The sequence below is a fragment of the Azospirillum sp. UENF 211521 genome (assembly GCF_058780535.1).
In genome coordinates this window covers 1,068,800-1,090,530 of record NZ_JBSNCF010000001.1, presented here as the reverse complement: position 1 = coordinate 1,090,530, position 21,731 = coordinate 1,068,800, and the positions used below count along the sequence as shown (strand labels likewise).

Annotated in this window: 13 protein-coding genes and 1 tRNA gene; 7 read left to right on the top strand and 7 right to left on the bottom strand. The window is 70.9% G+C overall.

Annotation, left to right across the window (positions count from 1 at the left end; all coding sequences use genetic code 11):
* Positions 1-141: 141 nt before the first annotated feature.
* Complete coding sequence (locus ACWPN5_RS05015) at positions 142-10,491, top strand: Ig-like domain-containing protein (protein WP_492294581.1); 10,350 nt, start codon at positions 142-144, stop codon at positions 10,489-10,491.
* Between the two features lie 90 nt (positions 10,492-10,581).
* Here the strand turns inward: ACWPN5_RS05015 and ACWPN5_RS05010 are convergent, their stop codons facing one another.
* Entirely contained in the window at positions 10,582-11,490 is a 909-nt protein-coding gene (locus tag ACWPN5_RS05010; protein ID WP_145679047.1) for a LysR family transcriptional regulator, read from the bottom strand.
* Positions 11,491-11,597: 107 nt separating this feature from the next.
* Between ACWPN5_RS05010 and ACWPN5_RS05005 the strand changes: the two genes are divergently transcribed.
* The 4 genes from ACWPN5_RS05005 (at position 11,598) to ACWPN5_RS04990 (ending at position 14,032) form a co-directional block, all read left to right on the top strand.
* The gene (locus ACWPN5_RS05005) at positions 11,598-12,329 is read left to right on the top strand and encodes an SDR family oxidoreductase (protein ID WP_492294579.1); all 732 of its coding nucleotides are present in this window, start codon (positions 11,598-11,600) and stop codon (positions 12,327-12,329) included.
* A 25-nt stretch (positions 12,330-12,354) separates the two neighbouring features.
* On the top strand, positions 12,355-12,867 hold the full coding sequence (locus ACWPN5_RS05000; RefSeq protein ID WP_145689129.1) for a carboxymuconolactone decarboxylase family protein: 513 nt from the start codon (positions 12,355-12,357) through the stop codon (positions 12,865-12,867).
* Positions 12,864-13,220 (top strand): Atu4866 domain-containing protein, encoded by a 357-nt coding sequence (locus ACWPN5_RS04995; protein ID WP_145689128.1) that lies wholly within the window; start codon positions 12,864-12,866, stop codon positions 13,218-13,220. Before ACWPN5_RS05000 ends, ACWPN5_RS04995 begins: the two co-directional genes overlap by 4 nt.
* 182 nt (positions 13,221-13,402) lie before the next feature.
* Positions 13,403-14,032 (top strand): calcium-binding protein, encoded by a 630-nt coding sequence (locus tag ACWPN5_RS04990; RefSeq protein WP_145689127.1) that lies wholly within the window; start codon positions 13,403-13,405, stop codon positions 14,030-14,032.
* 236 nt (positions 14,033-14,268) lie between these two features.
* Here ACWPN5_RS04990 and ACWPN5_RS04985 read toward each other — a convergent pair whose 3' ends face one another.
* Positions 14,269-14,391, bottom strand: a complete 123-nt coding sequence (locus tag ACWPN5_RS04985) for a hypothetical protein (RefSeq protein WP_492294576.1) — start codon at positions 14,389-14,391, stop codon at positions 14,269-14,271.
* 278 nt (positions 14,392-14,669) lie between these two features.
* Here ACWPN5_RS04985 and ACWPN5_RS04980 point away from each other — a divergent pair, with 278 nt between their 5' ends.
* A complete protein-coding gene (locus ACWPN5_RS04980; protein ID WP_492294574.1) occupies positions 14,670-15,851 on the top strand; it encodes a type I secretion system permease/ATPase in 1,182 nt (393 codons plus the stop codon).
* A gap of 14 nt (positions 15,852-15,865) precedes the next feature.
* Complete coding sequence (locus ACWPN5_RS04975) at positions 15,866-17,203, top strand: HlyD family type I secretion periplasmic adaptor subunit (RefSeq protein WP_492294572.1); 1,338 nt, start codon at positions 15,866-15,868, stop codon at positions 17,201-17,203.
* Here ACWPN5_RS04975 and ACWPN5_RS04970 read toward each other — a convergent pair.
* The 5 genes from ACWPN5_RS04970 to ACWPN5_RS04950 form a co-directional block, all read right to left on the bottom strand.
* Complete coding sequence (locus ACWPN5_RS04970; RefSeq protein WP_492294570.1) at positions 17,149-18,804, bottom strand: tetratricopeptide repeat protein; 1,656 nt, start codon at positions 18,802-18,804, stop codon at positions 17,149-17,151. The genes ACWPN5_RS04975 and ACWPN5_RS04970 overlap by 55 nt on opposite strands.
* Positions 18,805-19,071: 267 nt before the next feature.
* Positions 19,072-19,146: transfer RNA gene (locus ACWPN5_RS04965), tRNA-Met, on the bottom strand.
* Positions 19,147-19,277: 131 nt separating this feature from the next.
* Positions 19,278-20,411 (bottom strand): tRNA 2-thiouridine(34) synthase MnmA, encoded by a 1,134-nt coding sequence (mnmA, locus tag ACWPN5_RS04960; protein ID WP_145689123.1) that lies wholly within the window; start codon positions 20,409-20,411, stop codon positions 19,278-19,280.
* A 139-nt stretch (positions 20,412-20,550) separates the two neighbouring features.
* Complete coding sequence (locus ACWPN5_RS04955) at positions 20,551-20,880, bottom strand: ferredoxin family 2Fe-2S iron-sulfur cluster binding protein (protein ID WP_145679071.1); 330 nt, start codon at positions 20,878-20,880, stop codon at positions 20,551-20,553.
* A gap of 46 nt (positions 20,881-20,926) precedes the next feature.
* Positions 20,927-21,592: a molecular chaperone DnaJ gene (locus ACWPN5_RS04950; RefSeq protein ID WP_145689122.1), complete on the bottom strand. Its 666-nt coding sequence runs from the start codon at positions 21,590-21,592 to the stop codon at positions 20,927-20,929.
* Positions 21,593-21,731: the final 139 nt, after the last annotated feature.

The window sequence follows — 21,731 nt, the reverse complement described above, 5'->3', positions numbered from 1 at the left end:
ACAGCTGTGTCAAATGCCATGATCTTGCGTTGTATTCATTGACCAGGGCGTCGGGTTGTGGGTATGTCAAATCAAACGGGGTAGCCATTTCTTTCGAGGAATGCCCACCTCGGATTGCTTCCCACTTAGGAACCGTCCGCCATGACCGAAGCGCCCGCCGCCGCCGCCGCCCCGCGCGTTACCACCTCAGGTCGCTTCCTCCGCACGGCCTCAGAGATTGCCGTCATCGACACCGCCCTTGACGGGTGGCGGGATCTCCAGGCGGGACTTCCCTCCGGCATGGAAATGGTTCTGATCGGCGAAGGCCGCGACGGCGTGGCGGCGATGGTGCAGGCCTTGGCCGGGCGCCGCGGCATCCGGGCGCTCCATGTGCTGTGCCACGGCTTCGAGGGCGGCCTGCAACTCGGCGCGGCGCGGCTTGACGACGCGACGCTGGGCGCGCGCGCCGCGGAACTGGCGGCCATCGGCTCCTGCCTTGCCGACGACGGCGACATCCTGCTGTACGGTTGCAACGTGGCGAGCGGCCATGGCGGTGCGTTCCTCGACGCGCTGGCCGACATCACCGGCGCCGCCATGGCGGCCTCCCGGACGCTGACGGGCGCCGCGGACCTGGGCGGCGATTGGACCCTCGCCTGGACGCGCGGCACGGTGCGGACCGAAGCCCTGCGGATCGACCGGTATCGCGGGGTGCTGGCCGCACCGTTCGTTGATGAAGTGGTCGCCTACACCGGCGAGAACACCATCACCATCCGGTACGAAGACAGCCTGGACACCACGAGCAACCCGCTGCTGACCCATTTCGTGGCGACCGACGGCACCGTGAACGCGGGCACCGGTTCCATCCTGATCAATGGCAACGCGGTCACCCTGATCAGCGCCGTGGTGTCCGACACCTTCGTAACCCTGACCGTCGGCCACCAGTTCCAGCTTAACGACGCCATCGCCTTCCGCTACGAGGACCCGGCGGGTGACGACCTGACCGGCGTCATCCAGGCCCCCTACGGCCTGGACACGCAATCGGTGGACGTCTCGATCACAGTGCTGTCCGCCCGCCCCCCGGCCTTCCTCTCCTCATCCGCGCAAATCGGGACCAACAAGGTCGTCCTGTCCTTCGATCAGGCGCTGGACGCCAACAATCCCCCGTCCACCCAGCAGTTCTTCGGGTCCTCGTCGACGCAGGGACAGATTCGCATCAACGGCGTCTACTACGGCGTTTCGAGCGTCGCCGTCGTTGGAAGCACCGTCACCGTCGAGGTCGGCAACGGCTACATCTTCCAGAATGGAGATTTCGTCTCCCTCCGTTATTACGACGGAGACACGGTGGACAGCACCACGGCCATCCAGAACCAGGCCGGCGTCGACATTCCGGATTTCAGAACCAGCTTCACGGTCCAGCTCAACGAGCCCACCGTGACCGCGACGGGCAACGCGCCGACCTTCACCCAGAACGCGGCGCCGGTGGACCTGTTCTCCGGGGTGTCCGCCAGCACCAACACCGGACAGGTCTTCACCAGCGTGACCCTGACGGTCACCAACGTCGTCGACGACGAGTGGCTGTCCATCGATGGCACCATCCCCATTTCCCTGACCTCTCCAGCCACCGGGGTGACCGTGCCGACGATGCCGGGGGCGACGGTCTCCACCTCGTACAGCGGCACCACGGCGACCGTCACCGTGAGCGGGCTCAGCCTCACCGGCACCCAGCTGGCGGCGCTGCTCGACGGCATCGCCTATGTCAATGCGGGCGACGTCCTCACCGGCATCGTCACGCCCGGCAACCGCGTCGTTTCCATCACCAGCGTCACCGATGACGGCAGCACCAACAACACGGCCAGCCTCACCGGCGTGTCCTCCACCATCACCGTCGCGGCCGCGGCCGCGCCGACGCTGACGGCGACCGGCAACACGACGACCTTCACCACCTACACGAACGCGGCGGACCTGTTCTCGACGGTCACGGCCAGCACCAACAACTCCGGCCAAGTCTTCACCAGCCTGACGCTCACGGTGACCGGTGTCCTGGACAGCGCGTCGGAAATGCTGGTCTTCCTGGTTCCCGGATGGTCGTCTTCGACCATTGCCCTGAACCATGGCGCCACCTCCCTGCCCGTCGGCGGAGTGACGGCCAGCGCCACGGCCAGTGGCGGCACCGTCACGGTGACGATCAGCGGCCTGCATCTGACGGACAGCGAAATGGCGTCGTTCATCGACGGCATCGCCTACAACAACATCGCGGCCCTGCAGAGCGCCACGCCGTCCGACGGCCCGCGCGTCATCACCATCACCGGCGTCACCGACGACGGCAGCAGCGACAACAGCGCCAGCCTCACCGGCATCGCCGCCACCGTCAACATCGGCGCGCCCGCGACGCCGGTGCTGCAGAGCGCCGCGGTGAACGGCGCATCGCTGGTGCTGACCTACGACGTGGCGCTCGACTCCGCCAACCCGCCGGCGACCGGCGCCTTCACCGTGACGGCCGGCGGCAGCCCGGTCACCGTCAGCGGCGTCGCCGTGGACAGCGCGAACAAGACGGTGACGCTGACGCTCGCCCAGCCGGTCGCCTTCAACAGCGCGGTCACCGTTTCCTACACCGACCCGACCGTGGGCGACGACGCCAACGCCGTTCAATCCGCCTGGGGCGGCATGGATGCCGCGACCGTCACCGCCCAGCCGGTCACCAACAACACGCCCGACCCGAACGGGACCCCACCGACCCTCACGCTGAGCACCGAAACCCCCTTCTTCATGGGGAGCAGCGGCAGCAGCGGCTTTGACCTCTTCAGCGCGGTGACCGCCTCGACCGTCGACGGCGGGCAACACTTCACCGGCATGGTCCTCAAGGTCTACAACGTCGTCGGCAACGGCAGCACCGAGTTCCTGACCATAGGTGGCAGCGACATCGCGCTCGGCACCGGGTCGGGCACATTCAGCAACGGCAGCTACGCGGTCACACTGACCAACGGCGTCGCCACCGTGACGCTGAGCGGCATGTCGTTGAGCGACGGCACCATGGGCTCGCTGATCGACGGGATCACCTACAAGAACACCGGCCCGGCCAACGTGACGCTCGGCTCCACCGAGACGCGGCCCGTCGTCCTTCACTCCATCACCGACAGCGGTCCCGTCGGCCAGAACACCACCGTCGTCGACCAGGTCGCCACGGTGACGATCGCCAACACGATGCCTGCGCCCGCGCGTCTCACGATCGCGCCGACAAGCCCGACCGTGTCCTTCGTTGCGGGAACGCCGAAGCAGGTGTCCTTCACCATCACGGCCACGCAGTCCATCGCCATGGTGGGGTCGATGGTCGAGTTCGGCGTCAGCGCGCCCAGCGGCTGGACGGTCGCGAACATCGGCCTCGACATGCCGGTCACCGGCATCATTACGATCGGCAGCGTCTTCACCCTGACCTTCGACATCACGGCGTCCGGCACGGACACGTCCGGTGCATTCCCCATCAGCATCGTCTCCACGGCGGTCGGGATCGACATGAGCACCGCCGCCATCTCGAACTCGGTGATGGTGATGCTCGCCCCACCCGCGCCGGTGCTGCAGAGCGCCACGGTCGACGGCACGTCGCTGGTCCTGACCTATGATGCCGCGCTGGACGCGGTGAACGGCCCGGCGGCTGGCGCCTTCGAGGTCAAAGTCGGCGGCAGCACGGTCACCGTCTCCACCGTCGCGGTGAACAGCGTCAACAAGACGGTCACGCTGACTCTGGCCCAGGCGGTCCAGCACGGACAGACGGTCACCGTCAGCTACACCGATCCCACCAACGGCGACGACGCGGCGGCGATCCAGAACATTACCGGCGGCGCGGACGCGGCCAGCGTGACCAACCAGTCTGTGACGAACAACACGGCCGACACGACGCCGCCGTCGATCACCAACGTCACGATCCCCAACCAGCCGGCCCAGGTCGGCGATACGGTGACGGTGACGATCACCGTGGCGTCGGACAGCGACACCTACACGCTGGGCAACGGCAGCACGGTCAACGGCTTCGCGCTCGCCAACCTGACCAAGGTCAGCGCCACCACCTACACCGCCACCTTCACCGTCACCGCCGACGGCCAGCGCACCGGCGACCGCGCCGCCAACCAGGACATCCCGGTCAACATCGTCCTGGTCGACAGCGCCAGCAACGCCAACACCCCCTACACCACCCCGATCAGCCAGACCAACGACCGCATCGACACCAACGCCCCGCCGGTCCTGGCCGTCCCGACCACCCCGCCGACCCTGGTCGACACCGCCGCCACCGACAGCTTCCCGCTGATCGACGGCCAGCTCTCCGCCACCGACCTGGAAGGCGACACGCTGACCTTCTCCGTCGCCGGCTCGCAGGCCTCCCCGGTCCAGCACGGCAGCGTCACGCTCAGCAACGGCGTCACCTACGACACCTGGTCCACCGGTCCGGGCGGCACCGCCTACGTCAACAGCCAGACCGGCCACTACGCCTACGTCTTCGACGCCGCCTTCCTCAACGGCGTCCCCGCCGGGCCGATGCAGGGCACCAGCACCTTCACCGTCTCCGACGGCAACCGCACCGTCGAGCAGCAGCTCACCCTCAACTTCACCGGCGCCAACGACAGCCCGATCCTGTCCAACGACGCCCGCAGCCTGGCCGCCATCGACCAGGGCATCGCCGACGCCGCCAACACCGGCACCACCGTCACCGATCTGCTCGCCTCGGCCGGCACCGCCACCGACGCCGAGTACGACAGCCCCTTCCCGCTGGTCACCGTCGTCCCGCTGGGCATCGCCGTCACCGGGGTGACCAACAGCAACGGCACCTGGCAGTACAAGGTCGGCACCGGCGCCTGGACCGACATCCCCAGCGGCCTGTCCAACGGCTCGGCGCTGCTGCTCGCCGGCTCCGACCGCCTGCGCTTCGTGCCGAGCGGCTCGGGCTTCACCAACACCGACACCGGCGCCATCACCTTCAAGGCGTGGGACCGCACCAGCGGCACGGCCGGCGCCACCGCCGACACCAGCGGCGACGCCTTCAGCACCGGCGGCGCCACCGCGACGATCCGCGTCGACGCCGTGCCGACCCTGGCCGCGACCGGCGGCGCCAAGACCTTCGGCGTCGGGGTGGACGCCTCGACCAGCCTGTTCAGCGGCGTCGCCGCCTCCACGGTGGAGGCGGGGCAGAGCTTCCGCGGCGCGGTGTTCACCGTCAGCGGAGTGGTGGACGCCACCGAGGTCCTGACCATCGGCGGCACCGACGTCGCCCTGACCAACGGCGCCACCGCCACCCTGACCGGTCTCGGCGTGGCGGGCGGCAACGCCGGCGTCACCGTGTCGGTGGTCGGCGGCGTCGCCACGGTGACCGTCACCGGGCTGGAGCGCAGCGACGCGCAGATGAGCGCTCTGCTCGGCGGCGTCACCTACAAGAACACCAGCGCGACGGCGACGCTGGGCGACCGCACGGTGGCCATCGCCGGCCTGACCGACAGCGGCGGCGCCACCGGCAGCGCAACCATCTCCGGCGTCAGCGCGGTGGTGAGCGTGGCCGACGTGACGCCGCCGGCGGCTCCGGTTGTCACCAGCGCGGCGCTGACCAAGAACGCCACGCCGGTCCTGGCCGGCACGGCGGAGGCGGGCAGCACGGTGACCGTCACGGTGGGCGGAGCGACCTACACGACCACGGCGACCAACGGGACCTGGACTCTTGACCTCGCCACGGCGACGCCGACCACCGGCTCGCTGAGCCTGAACGCCAACGGCACCAACGCGGTTTCGGTGACGGCCAAGGACGCGTCCAACAACACGTCGACGGCCGGCACCCAGACGCTGACCATCGACACGACGGCGCCCTCCGCGCCGGCGGTGACCAGCGCCGTGCTGACCAAGAACGCCACGCCGGTCCTGACCGGCACCGCCGAGGCCGACAGCACGGTGACCGTCACGGTGGGCGGGGCGACCTACACGACCACGGCAACCAACGGCACCTGGTCGATCAACCTCGCCACGGCGACGCCGACCACCGGCTCGCTCAGCCTGAACGCCAACGGCGCCAACGCCGTCTCGGCGACGGCGACCGACGTTGCGGGCAACACGTCGACGGCCGGCACGCAATCGCTGACCATCGACACGACGGCGCCCACCGCCCCGGCGGTGACCAGCGCCGTGCTGACCAAGAACGCCACGCCGATCCTCACCGGCACGGCGGAAGCGGACAGCACGGTGACCGTCACAGTCGGCGGCGCCACCTACACGACCACGGCGACCAACGGCACCTGGAGCGTCAACCTCGCTACGGCGACGCCGACCACTGGGTCGCTGAGCTTGAACGCCAACGGCGCCAACGCCGTCTCGGCCACCGCCACGGATGCCGCGGGCAACACGTCTTCGGCCGGCACCCAGTCGCTGACCATCGACACGACGGCGCCCAACGCGCCAGCGGTGACCAGCGCCGTGCTGACCAAGAACGCCACGCCGATCCTCACCGGCACGGCGGAAGCGGACAGCACGGTGACCGTGACCATCGGCGGGGCGACCTACACGACCACGGCGACCAACGGCACCTGGAGCGTCAACCTCGCCACGGCGACGCCGACTTCCGGCTCGCTGAGCCTGAACGCCAACGGCGCCAACGCCGTCTCGGCGACGGCCACCGACGCCGCGGGCAACGTCTCCACGGCCGGCACGCAGTCGCTGACCATTGACACGACGGCGCCCACCGCGCCCTCGGTGACCAGCGCCGTGCTGACCAAGAACGCCACGCCGACCCTCACCGGCACGGCGGAAGCGGACAGCACGGTGACCGTGACCATCGGCGGGGCGACCTACACGACCACGGCGACCAACGGCACCTGGAGCGTCAACCTCGCCACGGCGACGCCGACCTCCGGCACGCTGAGCTTGAACGCCAACGGCGCCAACGCCGTCTCGGCCACCGCCACCGACGCCGCCGGCAACACCTCGACGGCCGGCACGCAGTCGCTGACCATTGACACGACGGCGCCCACCGCTCCGGCGGTGACCAGCGCCGTGCTGACCAAGAACGCCACGCCGGTCCTCGCCGGCACGGCGGAGGCCGACAGCACGGTGACCGTCACGGTGGGCGGGGCGACCTACACCACAACGGCGACGGGCGGCACCTGGTCGATCAATCTCGCCACGGCGACGCCGACCTCCGGGTCGCTGAGCCTGAACGCCAACGGCGCCAACGCCGTCTCGGCGACGGCCACCGACGCCGCGGGCAACGTCTCCACGGCCGGCACGCAGTCGCTGACCATCGACACCACCGCGCCCACCGCGCCGGCCATCACCACGGCGTTGACCAACAGCGTCACCCCGACCCTCACCGGCACGGCCGAGGCCGGCAGCACCGTCACCGTCACGGTGGGCGGGGCGACCTACACGACCACCGCGACGAATGGTTCCTGGAGCGTCAACCTCGCCACGGCGACGCCGACTTCCGGCTCGCTCAGCCTGAACGCCAACGGTGCCAACCCGGTCTCGGCCACCGCCACCGACGCCGCGGGCAACACGTCTTCGGCCGGCACGCAGTCGCTGGTTGTCGACACCACGCTGCCCAACGCCCCGGCGGTGACCAGCGCGGCGCTGACCAACAGCACCACCCCCACCCTGACCGGCACGGCGGAAGCGGACAGCACGGTGACCGTCACCATCGGTGGCGCCACCTACACCACCACGGCAACCAACGGGACCTGGAGCGTCAACCTCGCCACGGCGACGCCGACCTCCGGCTCGCTGAGCCTGAACCCGAACGGCGCCAACGCCGTCTCTGCGACGGCGACCGACGCCGCAGGCAACACGTCGGCAGCCGGCACCCAGTCGCTGACCATCGACACCACCGCGCCCACCGCGCCCTCGGTGACCAGCGCCGTGCTGACCAACAGCACCACCCCCACCCTCGCCGGCACGGCGGAAGCCGGCAGCACCGTCACCGTCACGGTGGGTGGAGCGACCTACACCACCACCGCGTCCAACGGAACCTGGAGCATCGACCTCGCCACGGCGACGCCGACCACCGGCTCGCTGAGCCTCAACGCCAACGGCGCCAACCCGGTCTCGGCCACCGCCACCGATGCCGCGGGCAACACCTCGACGGCCGGCACCCAGTCGCTGACCATCGACACCACGCTGCCCGACGCCCCGACCGTCACCAGCGCGGCGCTGAGCAACAGCACGACGCCGATCCTCACCGGCACCGCCGAGACGGGCAGCACGGTCACCGTCACCGTCGGCGGCGCCACCTACACCACCACCGCCACCGGCGGAAGCTGGTCCATCGACCTCGCCACGGCGACGCCGACCACCGGCTCGCTCAGCCTGAACCCGAACGGCGCCAACGCCGTCTCGGCCACCGCCACCGACGCCTCGGGCAACGTCTCGGCGCCGGGCACCCAGACCCTGACCGTCGACACCACCGCGCCCGACGCCCCCACCGTCACCACGGCGCTGACCAACAGCACCACCCCGACCCTGGCCGGAACGGCCGAGGCGAACAGCACCGTCACCGTCACGGTGGGCGGCGCCACCTACACCACCACCGCGTCGGGGACCGGCGCCTGGAGCCTGAACCTCGCCACGGCCGTCCCGACCGCCGGCACGCTCAGCCTCACCGCCAACGCCGCCAACCCGGTCGCGGCCACCGCCACCGACGCGGCGGGCAACAGCTCGACCCCCGGCACCCGGTCGCTGACCGTCGACACCACCGCGCCGACCGCCACCGTCCTGTTCGAGGACGACAGCATCGACGCCATCGAGCAGTCCAGCGCCGCCTTCACCATCAGCGGCGGCGAGGCCGGGGCCGCCTTCACCTGGACCATCACCTCCGCCGGCGGCGGCCAGGTCTCCGGCAGCGGCGTGATGAGCGGGCCCACCGCGCGCGTCGAGGGCCTCGACCTCTCCGGCCTGGGCGACGGCACGCTGACCCTGACGCTGGGCCTGACCGACCCGGCCGGCAACGCCTCGGTGCCCTTCACCGCGACGACGCAGAAGCTCACCGCCACGGTCGACAAGCCCGCCCCGGTCGCCCCACCGCCGGTCGCCACGGTCGACGGCGCCACCGTCAGCGGCGCCGTCACCACCAACGGCGACGGCACCCGCACCACCACCGTGACCATCGCGGCCAGCAACAGCACCCGCGTCGAGGACAGCAACACCGCCAACCCCGACCTCGCCGACGTCCCGGTGGTGCGCGAGCAGGTGGTCGACCGCCGGACCGGCGAGGTCTCCACCCAGACCACCCTGACGGTCAGCGTCTCCACCGGCGTCGCCGTCACCGCCACCGGCAGCGCCGAGCGCCAGACCGCCTCGCAAGCGCTGACCGGGCTGAGCGGCCTGATCGCCGCCATCGAGGCGCGCACCGACGAGGGCACCACCTCGCGCGGCAACCTGACCGGCGGCGGCTCGGGCTTCCTCTCGGTGCTCTCCACCCAGGCCCAGCTGCTGGTCCGCGCCATCGACTTCACCGCCCCCGGCGTCGCCGCCGGCCAGGCGGTGCAGACCAAGGTGACCGGCAACACGCTGGGCGGCACCGGGGTCGCCAGCACGGCGCCGACCGCGGTGGTGCTCAACACCACGGGCCTGACCGGGCCGGTGAGCATCCAGCTCGACAACGTCGAGTTCGCCGCGGTGGTCGGCAACGCCACGCTGGTCGGCGGCGACGGCGAGCAGATCGTCTACGGCGACGACCACGAGCAGTACATGCATCTGGGCGCCGGCGACGACATCCTGCACGGCGGCGGCGGCAACGACACGATCACCAGCGCCGGCGGCAACGACACGCTGTACGGCGACGACGGCGACGACGTGGTGCACGGCGGCGAGGACGACGACTGGCTGCTCGGCGGGGCGGGCAACGACCTGATCGGCGGCGGCACGGGCAACGACCGGCTGTTCGGCGGGACGGGCGACGACCTGCTGTTCGGCGAGGAGGGCGACGACACGCTGACCGGCGAGGAGGGCAACGACACGCTGGTCGGCGGTTCGGGCAACGACCTGCTGTTCGGCGAGGACGGCGACGACCTGCTGGCCGGCGACGACGGCGACGACACGCTGAGCGGCGGGGCGGGCAACGACACGGCGCTGGGCGGGGCGGGCAACGACCTGATCGGGCTCGGCGCCGGCAACGACCTCGGGGTGGGCGGCGACGGCAACGACACGCTGTTCGGCGAGGAGGGCGACGACACGCTGTTCGGCGGGGCGGGCAACGACCTGCTGCACGGCGGGGCGGGCAACGACGTGCTGTTCGCCGACGGCGGGGCGGACACGCTGTGGGGCGGGGCGGGCGCCGACCTGTTCGCCTTCGGGCGGTCGTCGGGCGGCTCGGTGGTGATGGACTTCCAGGTCGGGGTCGACCGGCTGGCCCTCTACGAGGCCGGCATGGACCTCGGCGCGGTGATCCGCTCGGCCCGGGTCGAGGGCGGCAACACCACCCTCGACGTCGGCGGGGGCAACCGCATCACCATCCTCGGCCAGACCGGAAACGTCGCCGCCTGGTTCGCCTGACAACAGGCGCAACGCGCCAGCCGTGACCGGCGGGTGCCGGGGCCTTGCAGGCTCCGGCACCCGCCTTTTTTTGTCCGGGGGAGGACGCGGTCAGGGGACCGGTCGCCCGCCGTTGCGCGCCCGCAAATGGTCGATGAGGGCGCGCAGCCGGGGCGGCACCGTCCGGCGGCTCGGGTAGTAGAGGTGGAAGCCGGCGAAGGGTGGGCAGAACGCCTCCAGGACGGCGACCAGCGCGCCGCGCTCCAGATGGGGCCGGAAGGTCTCCTCCATGCCGCAGGTGAGTCCGGCGCCGGCCAGGGCCAGCCGGACCATCATCCCCATGTCGTTGGTGGCGACCCGCGGATTCACCGCGATGTCGAAGTCGCGGCCGTCCTCGGTGAACTCCCAGCGGTAGGGCGCCACATCCGGCGCCGGGCGCCAGCCGATGCAGCGGTGGGCGAGAAGATCGCGCGGATGGACCGGCTGGCCGGCCCCGGCCAGATAGGCCGGTGAGGCGACGACCAGTTGCCGCTGCGGGGCGGAGACCGGGACCGCGATCATGTCCTGCTCGATGGCCTCGCCCAGCCGGACGCCCGCGTCGAAGCCCGCAGCGACGATGTCGAACTCCTCGTCCGTCACCAGGATGTCGACGCCGATCGAAGGATAGGCGTCGAGGAAGCCGGCCAGCGCCTCCCCCTCCAGGATGCTTTCCGCGATGGACGAGACGGCCAGCCGCAGCGTGCCGGCCGGCGCGCCGTGCGTCGAGGCGATGGTCTCCAGCGCCGTGCCGACCTCCGCCAGCGCCGGGCGCGTCGCGGCGAGCAGATGCGCGCCGGCGTCGGTCAGCCGGACGCTGCGCGTCGTCCTCTGGAGCAGCGGCACGCCGATGCGGTCCTCCAGCCGGCGGACCGCCTGGCTGACGGCGGAGCGGGTGACGCCCAGGCGCTCGGACGCCCGACGGAAATTGAGCGTCTCGGCCACCGCCAGGAACGCCGCCATGCCTTCGAAGGGATCGTTCATTGGTTAGCAATGCTAACCAGCTCGTTCATGATTGGCAACTCGAACATTCCACCGGGTGGTTCTAGCTTTTCCCCATCACCGCAACGATCGATGGAGAGGAGCAGACCATGACCCCGATCACCGACAAGACGATCCTCATCACCGGCGCCTCCAGCGGCATCGGCGAGGGCACCGCCCGCGTCCTCGGCGCCGCCGGGGCGAAGCTGGTGCTCGGCGCCCGCCGGACCGACCGGCTGGAGGCGCTGGCCGCCGACATCCGCGCCGGCGGCGGCACCGCGGAGGTCCGCGCGCTGGACGTGACGAGCCGCGAGGACATGGCCGCCTTCGCCGCCTTCGCGCAGGAGCGGTTCGGACGCATCGACGTGCTGGTCAACAACGCCGGGGTCATGCCGTTGTCCCCCATGGCCTCGCTGAAGGTCGAGGAATGGGACCGCATGATCGACGTGAACATCCGCGGCGTCCTCTACGGAATCGCCGCGGTGCTGCCGGTCATGAACGGCCAGGGCTTTGGCCAGATCATCAACATCGCCTCCATCGGGGCGCTCGCCGTGTCACCGACCGCCGCCGTCTACTGCGCGACGAAATACGCGGTGCGGGCCATCTCCGACGGGCTGCGCCAGGAGAACGAGCGGCTGCGCGTCACCTGCGTCTGCCCCGGCGTCGTGGAATCGGAGCTGGCCCACACCATCACCGACCCGGAGGCCGAGGAGCTGATGCGGAGCTACCGCGCCGTCTCCATCAAGCCGGACGCCATCGGGCGGGCGATCCTGCACGCCATCGCGCAGCCGGACGACGTCGACACCAACGAGATCGTGCTCCGCCCCACGGCCAGTCATTGACCCCGTCATCGAGGAGGATGTGAGCATGACCCACGGCACCGACACCCTCAGCCGCCCCCCTGTGCGCCTGCGCGCCCTCGTCGCGGCGGGGTTGCTCGCCGCGGTTCCGGCGACGCCCGCCCCCGCCCTGGCCAGCGCCCTGACCACGGAGGAGCGCGCCAAGCGCGGCGGCGAGGTGATCCGCAGCCTGAACAACGGCCAGACCCAGCCCAATCTGGAACGGATGCGCGAGGAGTTCCCCTTCCTGGCGGAGGCCACCGAGGCCTACGCGCTGGGTGACGTCTGGGCGCGGCCGGGGCTGGACGCGCGGACCCGCCAGTTGGCCGCGGTCGCCGCCTTCGCCGCCATCGGCGAGACGGCCTTCATGAAGGTCCACGCCGGCTACGCGCTCAACGCCGGCGTCTCGGAGGACGAGTTGAAGGAGATCATCTACATGGTGACCGTCCCCGCCGGCTTCCCCCGCGCGATCACCGCCGCGCGCACGCTGTCGGAGCTGTTCGCCGAGCGCCGCCCGTCGGCGGAAGGAGGCACGCCGTGAAACGCGCGTTCGCCCGAACCGCCACCCTGACCGCCGCCCTGCTCGCCTCCGGCGCCGAGGCCCTGCCCGACCGCAAGGCGCTGGCCCAGACCGCCGACCGGCCCGGGGTGGCGCAAGCGGATCATCCCTATGCCGGCCTGTGGGTGACCGAGGACGGCCGCGTCCGCCACGAGCTTCTCCCCAACAACCGCTACGTCGAGGCGCGGGGCAGCCGGGAGAAGGCGTACCAGGGCCGCTACAGGGTCACCGGCGACCACATCGACTATTGGGACGACACCGGCTTCACCGCCGACGGCGACTTCATCGACGGGGTGCTGCACCATGGCGGGATGATTCTGCATCGGCGGCGCTGACCGCCGGGCCTTTTCCCCTCCGGTCAAAAACTGTGAGGTGGGCAACAGTGCCGGATGCCCGATCCGGGGAGAATGACTGTGCAAGGGCGAGGTCTTCGGAACGAACCGGCAAGACGAAAGCCGGCGAAGAACACCCCTCCCCCTTGCACGGCACAATCCCCTGATCCGAAGGAAACGCATCAATGGCAAACGTCTATGGCACCAACAACGCCGACTATCTCGACATGATCAAGTACGGCGTCAGCAATGACTACGTGCAGGGTTATGACGGGAACGACACCATCCTCGGCTGGTCCGGCAACGACACGCTGGACGGCTGGAACGGCAACGACGTTCTCTACGGCGAGTCGGGCAACGACCTGCTGATGGGCTACAACGGCGCCGACACGCTCTACGGCGGCACCGGCAACGACCAGCTCTACGGGGAGAGCGGGTACGACAAGCTCTACGGCGGCGACGGCAACGACACGCTGAGCGGCGGCGACACCTACGACGACCTCTACGGCGGCATGGGCAAGGACCAGATGACCGGCGGGGCCGGGGCCGACTGGTTCTTCTTCGAGACGAAGGACAGCGGCGACATCTACGCCGGCAACGCCGACACCATCACCGACTTCAAGGACGAGGACCAGATCTGGCTGAAGGGCAGCTACAGCTACGCCGGCTCGACCAGCGCGCCCGCCGACGGCCAATACAGCATCTGGCAGAAGGACGGCAATTACGTCGTCACGTGGAACGCGGCCAACGACACCGGCTTCCACGACCTGATCGTGAAGGGCGACAACCCGATGGGCGACATCTCCTTCTACTGATCCGCCTGACCGAGGTCCCGGGCGCGCCGTCCTTCCCGGCGCGCCCCTTTCCCTTCTCCGGACGACAGGAGCGCCCTTCCCATGGCCGCACGGGAATCCCGCCGCAGCCCAACCGCCAGCACACCGGCCCTGCGCGCGATCCGCCGGCGCATCGCCACCGGCCTCGCCGCCGCGGGCGGGTTCAGCGTCTTTCTCGCCCTCATCCAACTGGCGATGCCGCTCTACACGATGCAGGTCTACGACCGCGTGCTGGGCAGCCGCAGCGTGGAGACCCTGGTGGCCCTGTCGCTGCTGGCGCTGGGCTGCTTCGCCGTGTTCGGGCTGGTCGAGGCGATCCGCGGGCGGCTGACCCAGGCCATGGGCCATCTCGCGGCGCGCAGCCTGACCATGGACGCGCTGGAGGCGTCGATGGGCGGCCTGCTGCGCGGTGGGCCCAGCCGCCCGGCCCAGGTTCTGCGCGACCTCAACGAGCTGCGCCAGTTCCTGTCCGGGCCGAGCCTCACCGCACCGCTCGACGCCGCGCTCAGCCTCGTCTTCCTGCTGTTCCTGACGCTGATCCACCCGCTCTACGGCCTCGTCTGCGGCGGCAGCATCCTCTGTCTGGTCGGGGTGAGTTCTGCTCGGCCGCCTGCTGACCATGCCGGGCGCCGCGGAAGCCAACCGCGCCCTGTGCCGCCATGGCGCCGAGGTCGAGGCGGCGTCGCACGGCGTGGAGGCCGTCGCCGCCATGGGCATGATGGGCAATCTGCGCCGCCGCTGGCAGGCGGTTCAGGACGACCATCTGCAACTGGTCAACCGGACCGCCGGACGGGCGCAGGCCGTCGCCTCGCTCGCCAAGGTCTGCCGGATGACCGCCCAGGTGGCGATCCTCGCCGCCGGCACGATGCTGGTTCTGGACCGGCAGGTGTCGCCGGGCAGCATGCTGGCCGCCTCGATCCTGATGGGCCGCGCGCTGGCGCCCTTCGAGCAGTTGATCGACTCCTGGCGCAACTGGTCCTCGGCCCGCGAGAGCCTGCGCCGCCTGCGCGGCCTGTTCACGGCGGACGCGGTCCCCGCGCCGGGCGTCCCCCTGCCCCGCCCCAGCGGCCCCCTGCTGCTGGACCGCATGACCTACGTCCCGCCGGGGTCGGACCGTCCGACTCTGCGCGGCCTCTCCTTCTCGGTGGAGCCGGGCGAGGCGGTGGGCATCGTCGGCCCCTCGGCGGCGGGCAAGTCGACGCTGGCCCGGCTGCTGGTCGGCGTGCTGGAGCCGACCCAGGGCGGCGTCTATCTCGACGGCCACAATGTGTGGCGCTGGCACCGCGACGACTGCGGGCGGCATGTCGGCTACCTGCCGCAAGGCGTCGGCCTGCTCGGCGACACCGTGGAGGACGCCATCGCCCGGTTGGGCGAGCCCGACCCGGCGCTGGTCACCGCGGCGGCGCGGCGGGCCGGCGTGCATGAGATGATCGGCCGCCTCCCCGACGGCTACCGGACGGCGATCGGCGAGGGCGGCGCCCTGCTCTCCGGCGGGCAGAGGCAGCGCATCGCGCTCGCCCGCGCCCTCTACGGCGATCCCCGCCTGCTCGTCCTCGACGAGCCCAACGCGAACCTGGATCAGGCCGGCGAGGCGGCGCTGCTGCGCGCCATCGCCGAGGCCAAGGCCGGCGGCGCCGCGGTGGTGGTGATCGCCCACCGCCGCTGCGTCCTCGACGCGGTGGACCGCATCGTCGTGCTGCGCGACGGCATGATCGACCAGACCGCGACGCGGGCCGAGATGGTCCGGCGCCTGGGGACTCCCGCCACTCCGCAGCCGGTCGCCGCTGCCACCACCCCCTGATTGGAGACATCGAGATGACGACGACCGACACGCTGCTGGGCCGAAGCGCCATCCCGGTGGAGCCGCGCCGCGCCGAACCCTCCATCGGCGGGGCGGTGCGGGCGGGTTGCGCGGTGATCGCCCTGGCGCTGGGCGCCGGGCTCGGCTGGGGCTTTCTGGCCCCGCTGGACAGCGCCGCCCACGCGCCGGGCACGGTGGTGGTGGACGGCAACCGCAAGACCATCCAGCATCTGGAGGGCGGCATCGTCGCCGAACTGGCGGTGCGCGACGGCGACACGGTGGCCGCCGGCCAGACCCTGCTCCGCCTGGAAGGGACGCAGAGCCGCGCCACCCTGGAGGAGTTGTCCACCGAACAGGCCGCCGCCCTGGTCCGCATGGCGCGCCTGCGCGCCGAATACGCCGGCCAGCGCGCCTTCTCCGTCCCGGCGGAGCTGGTGGACGGGGCGCCCGCCGCCCGGCGCGCCCTGGCCGTGCAGCAGCAGCTGTTCGCCGCCCGCTGGACCCGCCACGATGGCGACATGGCCGTGCTGCGCGAGCAGCGCCTTCAGGCCGAACGCGAGGTGACCGCCCACCGCGCCCAGGAGCGCGCGGCGGCCGAGCAGATCGTCTTCATCGAGGAGGAGCTGGCCGGCGTGCTCGACCTCTTCAACAAGGGGTTGGAGCGCAAGCTGCGGGTCCTGTCGCTGAAGCGCGCCATGGCCGATCTCGCCGGCACCCGTGACCAGTCCAACGCCCGCGCCCGGCTGGCCGAGCAGGCGGTGACGGTCGCCGACACCCAGCTCCACGCCAAGGAGACGGCCCGCCGGTCCGAGATCGCCGGGGAGATGGAGGAGGCGCAGAACGCCCTGGACCAGACCGCCGCTCGCCTGCGGGCCGCCCGCGACGCGGTGGAGCGCACGGAGATCCGCGCCCCGGTTCCGGGCCGCGTGGTCGGTCTGACCGTCTTCACCGTGGGCGGGGTGGTGAAGCCGGGCGAGCCGCTGATGGACATCGTTCCGGACAGCGGCCCGCCGACCATCGAAGCCCGCATCGACCCGCTGGACATCGACGTGGTGAAGGCCGGCCAGACCGCGCAGGTGCGCCTCAGCGCCTTCAAGCCCCGCCGCACGCCGTCGGTCGACGCCACCGTCCTGGACGTCTCCGCCGACCGCCTGACCGACCCGACGACCCACGCCCCCTACTTCGTGGCCCGCGTCCGCCCCCTGCCCGGCGCGCTGGAGCGGCTGGGTCCGGCGGCCCTGCATCCGGGCATGCCCGCCGACGTGCTGATCGCCACCGGCCAGCGCCGGGCCATCGACTATGTGCTGGCGCCGTTGCAGGACGCCATGGCGCACGCGCTGACCGAGGATTGAGGAGCGCCCCGCCCATCGGCCAGTCGTTGCAACTCCCCGGCGACTTCGGACACCGGGCCCGACCAATCGCCGACGCGGCTTTGCCGGAACAGGCGGGCCGTCGGGTACCACGGGCTGTCCGCGCGTCCGAGCATCCAACGCCAGTCCGGAGCAAAAGGCAGCATCACCCAGGTCGGCCGGCCCAGACTGCCGGCCAGATGCGCCACGGCGGTGTCGACGGTGACGACAAGGTCAAGCGACGCCAATGCCGCCGCCGTCGCCGCGAAATCGGTCAGGAAGGGCGACGCGTCGAAGGGAGCGTCGGGCCAGCAGGCCAGATCAGCCACCGCCGGGCCGACCTGCAGGGATACCCATTGAACTCCGGGCACCTCCCGGAGCGGCGCAAGGGCGGCAAGCGGAAGGGAGCGGCGGCGGTCGTTCGCGTGCTCGCGCCGCCCGGCCCACACGAGGCCGCAACGGATCCGGGCGCTCGGCGCTGCGGCGGTCAGACGGTCCGTCCAGATGCCGGCGGCGGCCTCCGAAGCGCGCAGCAACGGGGTGTCCGGCGCTGCGGGATGGCTGCGGTTCAGCAGCAACGGCAGGCTCATCAACGGCGCGTGCAGGTCGAAGGGTGGCAGATAGCTCCCACCTGGGAAGTCGGAGGAACGCGGGATCACCTCCACGCCCTCGACGGCCGGGGACGCCCGCAACAGGGACAGAAGAGGCGGCTGGACCTCCAGCAGGACGCGCGTCGCTCCTGCGTCCCGCAGCAAGGGCACGAAGCGCAGGAACTGGAGCGTGTCGCCCAGCCCCTGTTCGGCGTGCAGAAGGATGGTCCGGCCGGTCAGCGGCCCGCCATTCCACGCCGGCTGGTTGAACCGGCGACGCTGGCCTTGCATGACCGGTGCTTTCCAGCGCCATTCGAATTCACGCCATCCGTTCGCGAAATCGCCGAGCAGCAACCGCGCCAGCGCGCGGTTCCAATGGGCGTCGGCGTTCTCGGGATCAAGGGACAGCGCGCGACCGTAACAATCCAGCGCCTCGTCCACGGCACCCAGTTCGCCCAGGGTGTTGCCCAGGTTGTTCAGCGCGCCCATGTGCCCCGGCGCCCGGTCCAGAACCTTTCTGTAATGACGGGCGGCCTCCTCGAGCCGGTTCGCCCGCTCGAGCGCGACGCCGAGGTTGAACAATGCATCCGGGGCGCCCGGCGTCAGCCCGAGAAGCCGCTCGAAGCAAGCGATCGCTTCCTCCGTATCGCCACGCTCCGTCAACGACACGCCCAGATTGTTGAGCGCGTTGGTGGAGGTCGGGGCGCCGTTGAGCGCTTTGCGATGACACGACACCGCCTCGTCGAGACGGCCACGCCCACGAAGCGCGAGCCCGAGGTTGCCGAGCACGCCTGGGTCGTTGGGCGCAAGCCGCAAGGCCGCGCGCAAGCTCTGTTCCGCTTGCTCCAAACGCCCTTCGACCAGATGGATGGCGCCGAGGTTGCCATGGGCATGCCGCGTCTCGGGAGCACGGGGAGAGCGGCGGATCATGTCCCGGTACAGCGCCTCGGCGGCACGCAGATCCCCGGCCATATGCTTCGCCAACGCGGCTTGCAGGTTCGTCTTGGCGCCCATGACGGAATGAAGGGTCTCGATTTTCGGAAGGCGGTGGCAGGCATACGCACGCCTGCCGACCCTACCCGAACGCCACCTGCCGACCGGCGCGACATGTTCGCGCACGTCCATACAACCACGCGGTTCCAAGGCCCCTACCGTCGGTGACAATCCGTGCCGAACAGCCGCGGTTCCTGACGTGTCTAACCGGGAGTCTAACGGCACTCATGGGGCATGAACCGGAAATGAAAAAGCCAGCCAACCCATCGGATTGACTGGCCTTTATGATGGTAGCAGCGGAGGGATTTGAACCCCCGACCAAGGGATTATGATTCCCCTGCTCTACCACTGAGCTACGCTGCCATCGTGCTTACCATCATCTCCCAGCGCGGTCCGTTTCGGTGTTGGCCGCCGCGGTTCGTGCCGGGGCCGCTTATGTATTCCAGGGGGGCCGGGGTGTCAACGCTGAAATTTCACTTTTTGCGAAGTTTTCGTCAGGCCCCTGTTCCGGCAATCCAGCCACCGCCCAGCACCCGATCGCCCTGGTAAACGACGCAGGCTTGGCCGGGGGCGACGCCGTATTGCGGCTCGTGCAGTTCGGCCTGTGCGGTGCCGTCCGAACCCAGGCGCCACACCGCCGCGGCCGGCGGCTGGGCGGAGCGGAGCTTCACCTCGACCTCCAGCCCCTCGCCGGGGGCCAGGGCGGGGCCGAGCCAGTTGACCTCGCGGATCGTCACCACACGGCGCGCCAGATCGCGGCGCGGGCCGACGACGACGCGGCGCTGGCCGGGCTCCAGCCGCACGACGAACAGCGGCTCCTCCTCGCCCCGGATGCCGCCGATGCCCAGCCCCTTGCGCTGGCCCACCGTGTAATGGACCACGCCGCGGTGACGCCCGAGCACGCGCCCGTCGACATGGACGATGTCACCGGGCTCGACCGAGCCGGGGCGCAGCTTGGCCACCACGTCGGCGTAGGAACCGTTGGGGACGAAGCAGATGTCCTGGCTGTCCGGCTTGGCCGCCACCTCCAGCCCGTGGCGCTCGGCCAGGGCGCGGGTCTCCGGCTTGGTCAGGCCGCCCAGCGGGAAGCGCAGGAACTCCAGCTGCTCGCGCGTCGTGGCGAACAGGAAGTAGCTCTGGTCGCGGCCGGGATCGATGGCACGGTGCAGCTCCGCCCCCGCTGCCCCCTGGACGCGGCGCACGTAATGGCCGGTCGCCAGCGCGTCGGCGCCGAGGTCGCGGGCGGTGTTCAGCAGGTCGCGGAACTTGACCCGCTGGTTGCAGCGCACGCAGGGGATCGGCGTCTCGCCACGCAGATAGGTGTCGGCGAAGTCGTCGATCACGTCCTGGGAGAACTTGCCCTCGTAATCCAGCACATAGTGCGGGATGCCGATGCGGTCGGCGACCTGACGGGCGTCGTAGATGTCCTGCCCGGCGCAGCAGGCGCCCGGCTTCTGCAGGGCGATGCCGTGGTCGTAGAGCTGCAGCGTGATGCCGACCACGTCGTAGCCCTCCTCCCGCAGGACGGCGGCGGTGACGGAGGAATCGACGCCGCCGGACATGGCGACGACCACGCGGGTGTCCTGGGGACGCTTGGCGATGCCGAGGGAATTGGCGTAGGAGGTCATGGCGCCCTATATGGGCCGGTTCCCAAAAAATTCACCACCGGAGAACCGGGGCGCCGCAGCCCCGCGAAGGGGGCGGCGCGCCGGCTTCCCGGTGGCGGGTTCAAGCCGTGGCAGCCCTGCAAGGCGCCGCGGCGGTGGGTCAGCGCATGGCGTTGTTGGTGCCGCCGGGCAGGCGCACGGTCAGGCCGTCCAGCTCCTCGCTGACGATGATCTGGCAGCCCAGGCGCGAGGTCTTGGTCAGGCCGAAGGCGAGGTCGAGCATGTCCTCCTCGTCCTCCGAGGCCTCGTTCAGCACGTCGAACCACTCCGGCTCCACGATGACGTGGCAGGTCGAGCAGGCGAGCGAGCCCTCGCAGGCGCCTTCCAGGTCCAGGCCGTGCTTGTGCGCAACCTCGAGCACGGACAGGCCGAGCGGGGCGTCCACCTCGTGGCGGGTGCCGTTCGGCTCGATGAAGGTCATCTTGGGCATTGGGGTGCTCTCCTGAACAAAGGCGTCGGTGTGCGAGTGGCGGTGGTTAGGGTGTCTTCGGGGCAAGGCCGGAGCGCCGCGTCCGGGATTCGGCCGCCAGCGCCTCCAACCGCTCCAGCCGCGCGAGGATCCGCGCGGCGTTGTCGGTCTGCCCGTTGCGGAAGGCAATGGCAAGATACTTGATGCAACTTTCCACGCGCTGCCCGATGTCCTGGGCCAGCCGGTCCACCGTGGCGACGTCCGGGGCGCCGTCCAGCCGGTCCGCCAGCGCCGTCACCTCCTCGTCCTCCTCCGCGGTCAACGCGGCGGCGGGAGCGTCCAGCAGCTCCAGCAGGTAGCGGGCGCGGCGCACCGGGTCGCGCAGCGTCTCGTGGGCCTCGGCCAGCGCGTCGGCCTGGGCGCGGGCGTTGGCCTGCTGCCGCGCGCCGCGCGCCGCGAAGCGCTCCGGGTCCATGGCGCGGGAGAAGCCCGCGTGCTGGCGGGCCAACGCTTCCGGCTCGATGTCGAAGCGGCGCTCCAGACCCAGCCGGGTGAAATGGTCGAGCGGGCGCGGCGCCTGCACCGCCCCGCAGGAATGGCAGAACATCGCGCGCGCGGCGACCGAACGGCCGCACAGCCAGCACGGCTCCAGATCGCCGTCGATGGTCCCGGCGATCCCTTTGGGAGTCCCGCCCTTGGCAGACTGCGGCGGGCCGGAATCGGATGTCGTCATGCTTGCCGTCCGTTGAAACGCTGCACAGGTCGACCGCGAGGCCGGCGGGTCGCCGTTCCTTCGGCCGGGTGATACCGAGATGCGGGGCGCCGCGCAACCTTACACGGCCCGCGGCGGGAGGTGGAGCTCATGGAGAGGC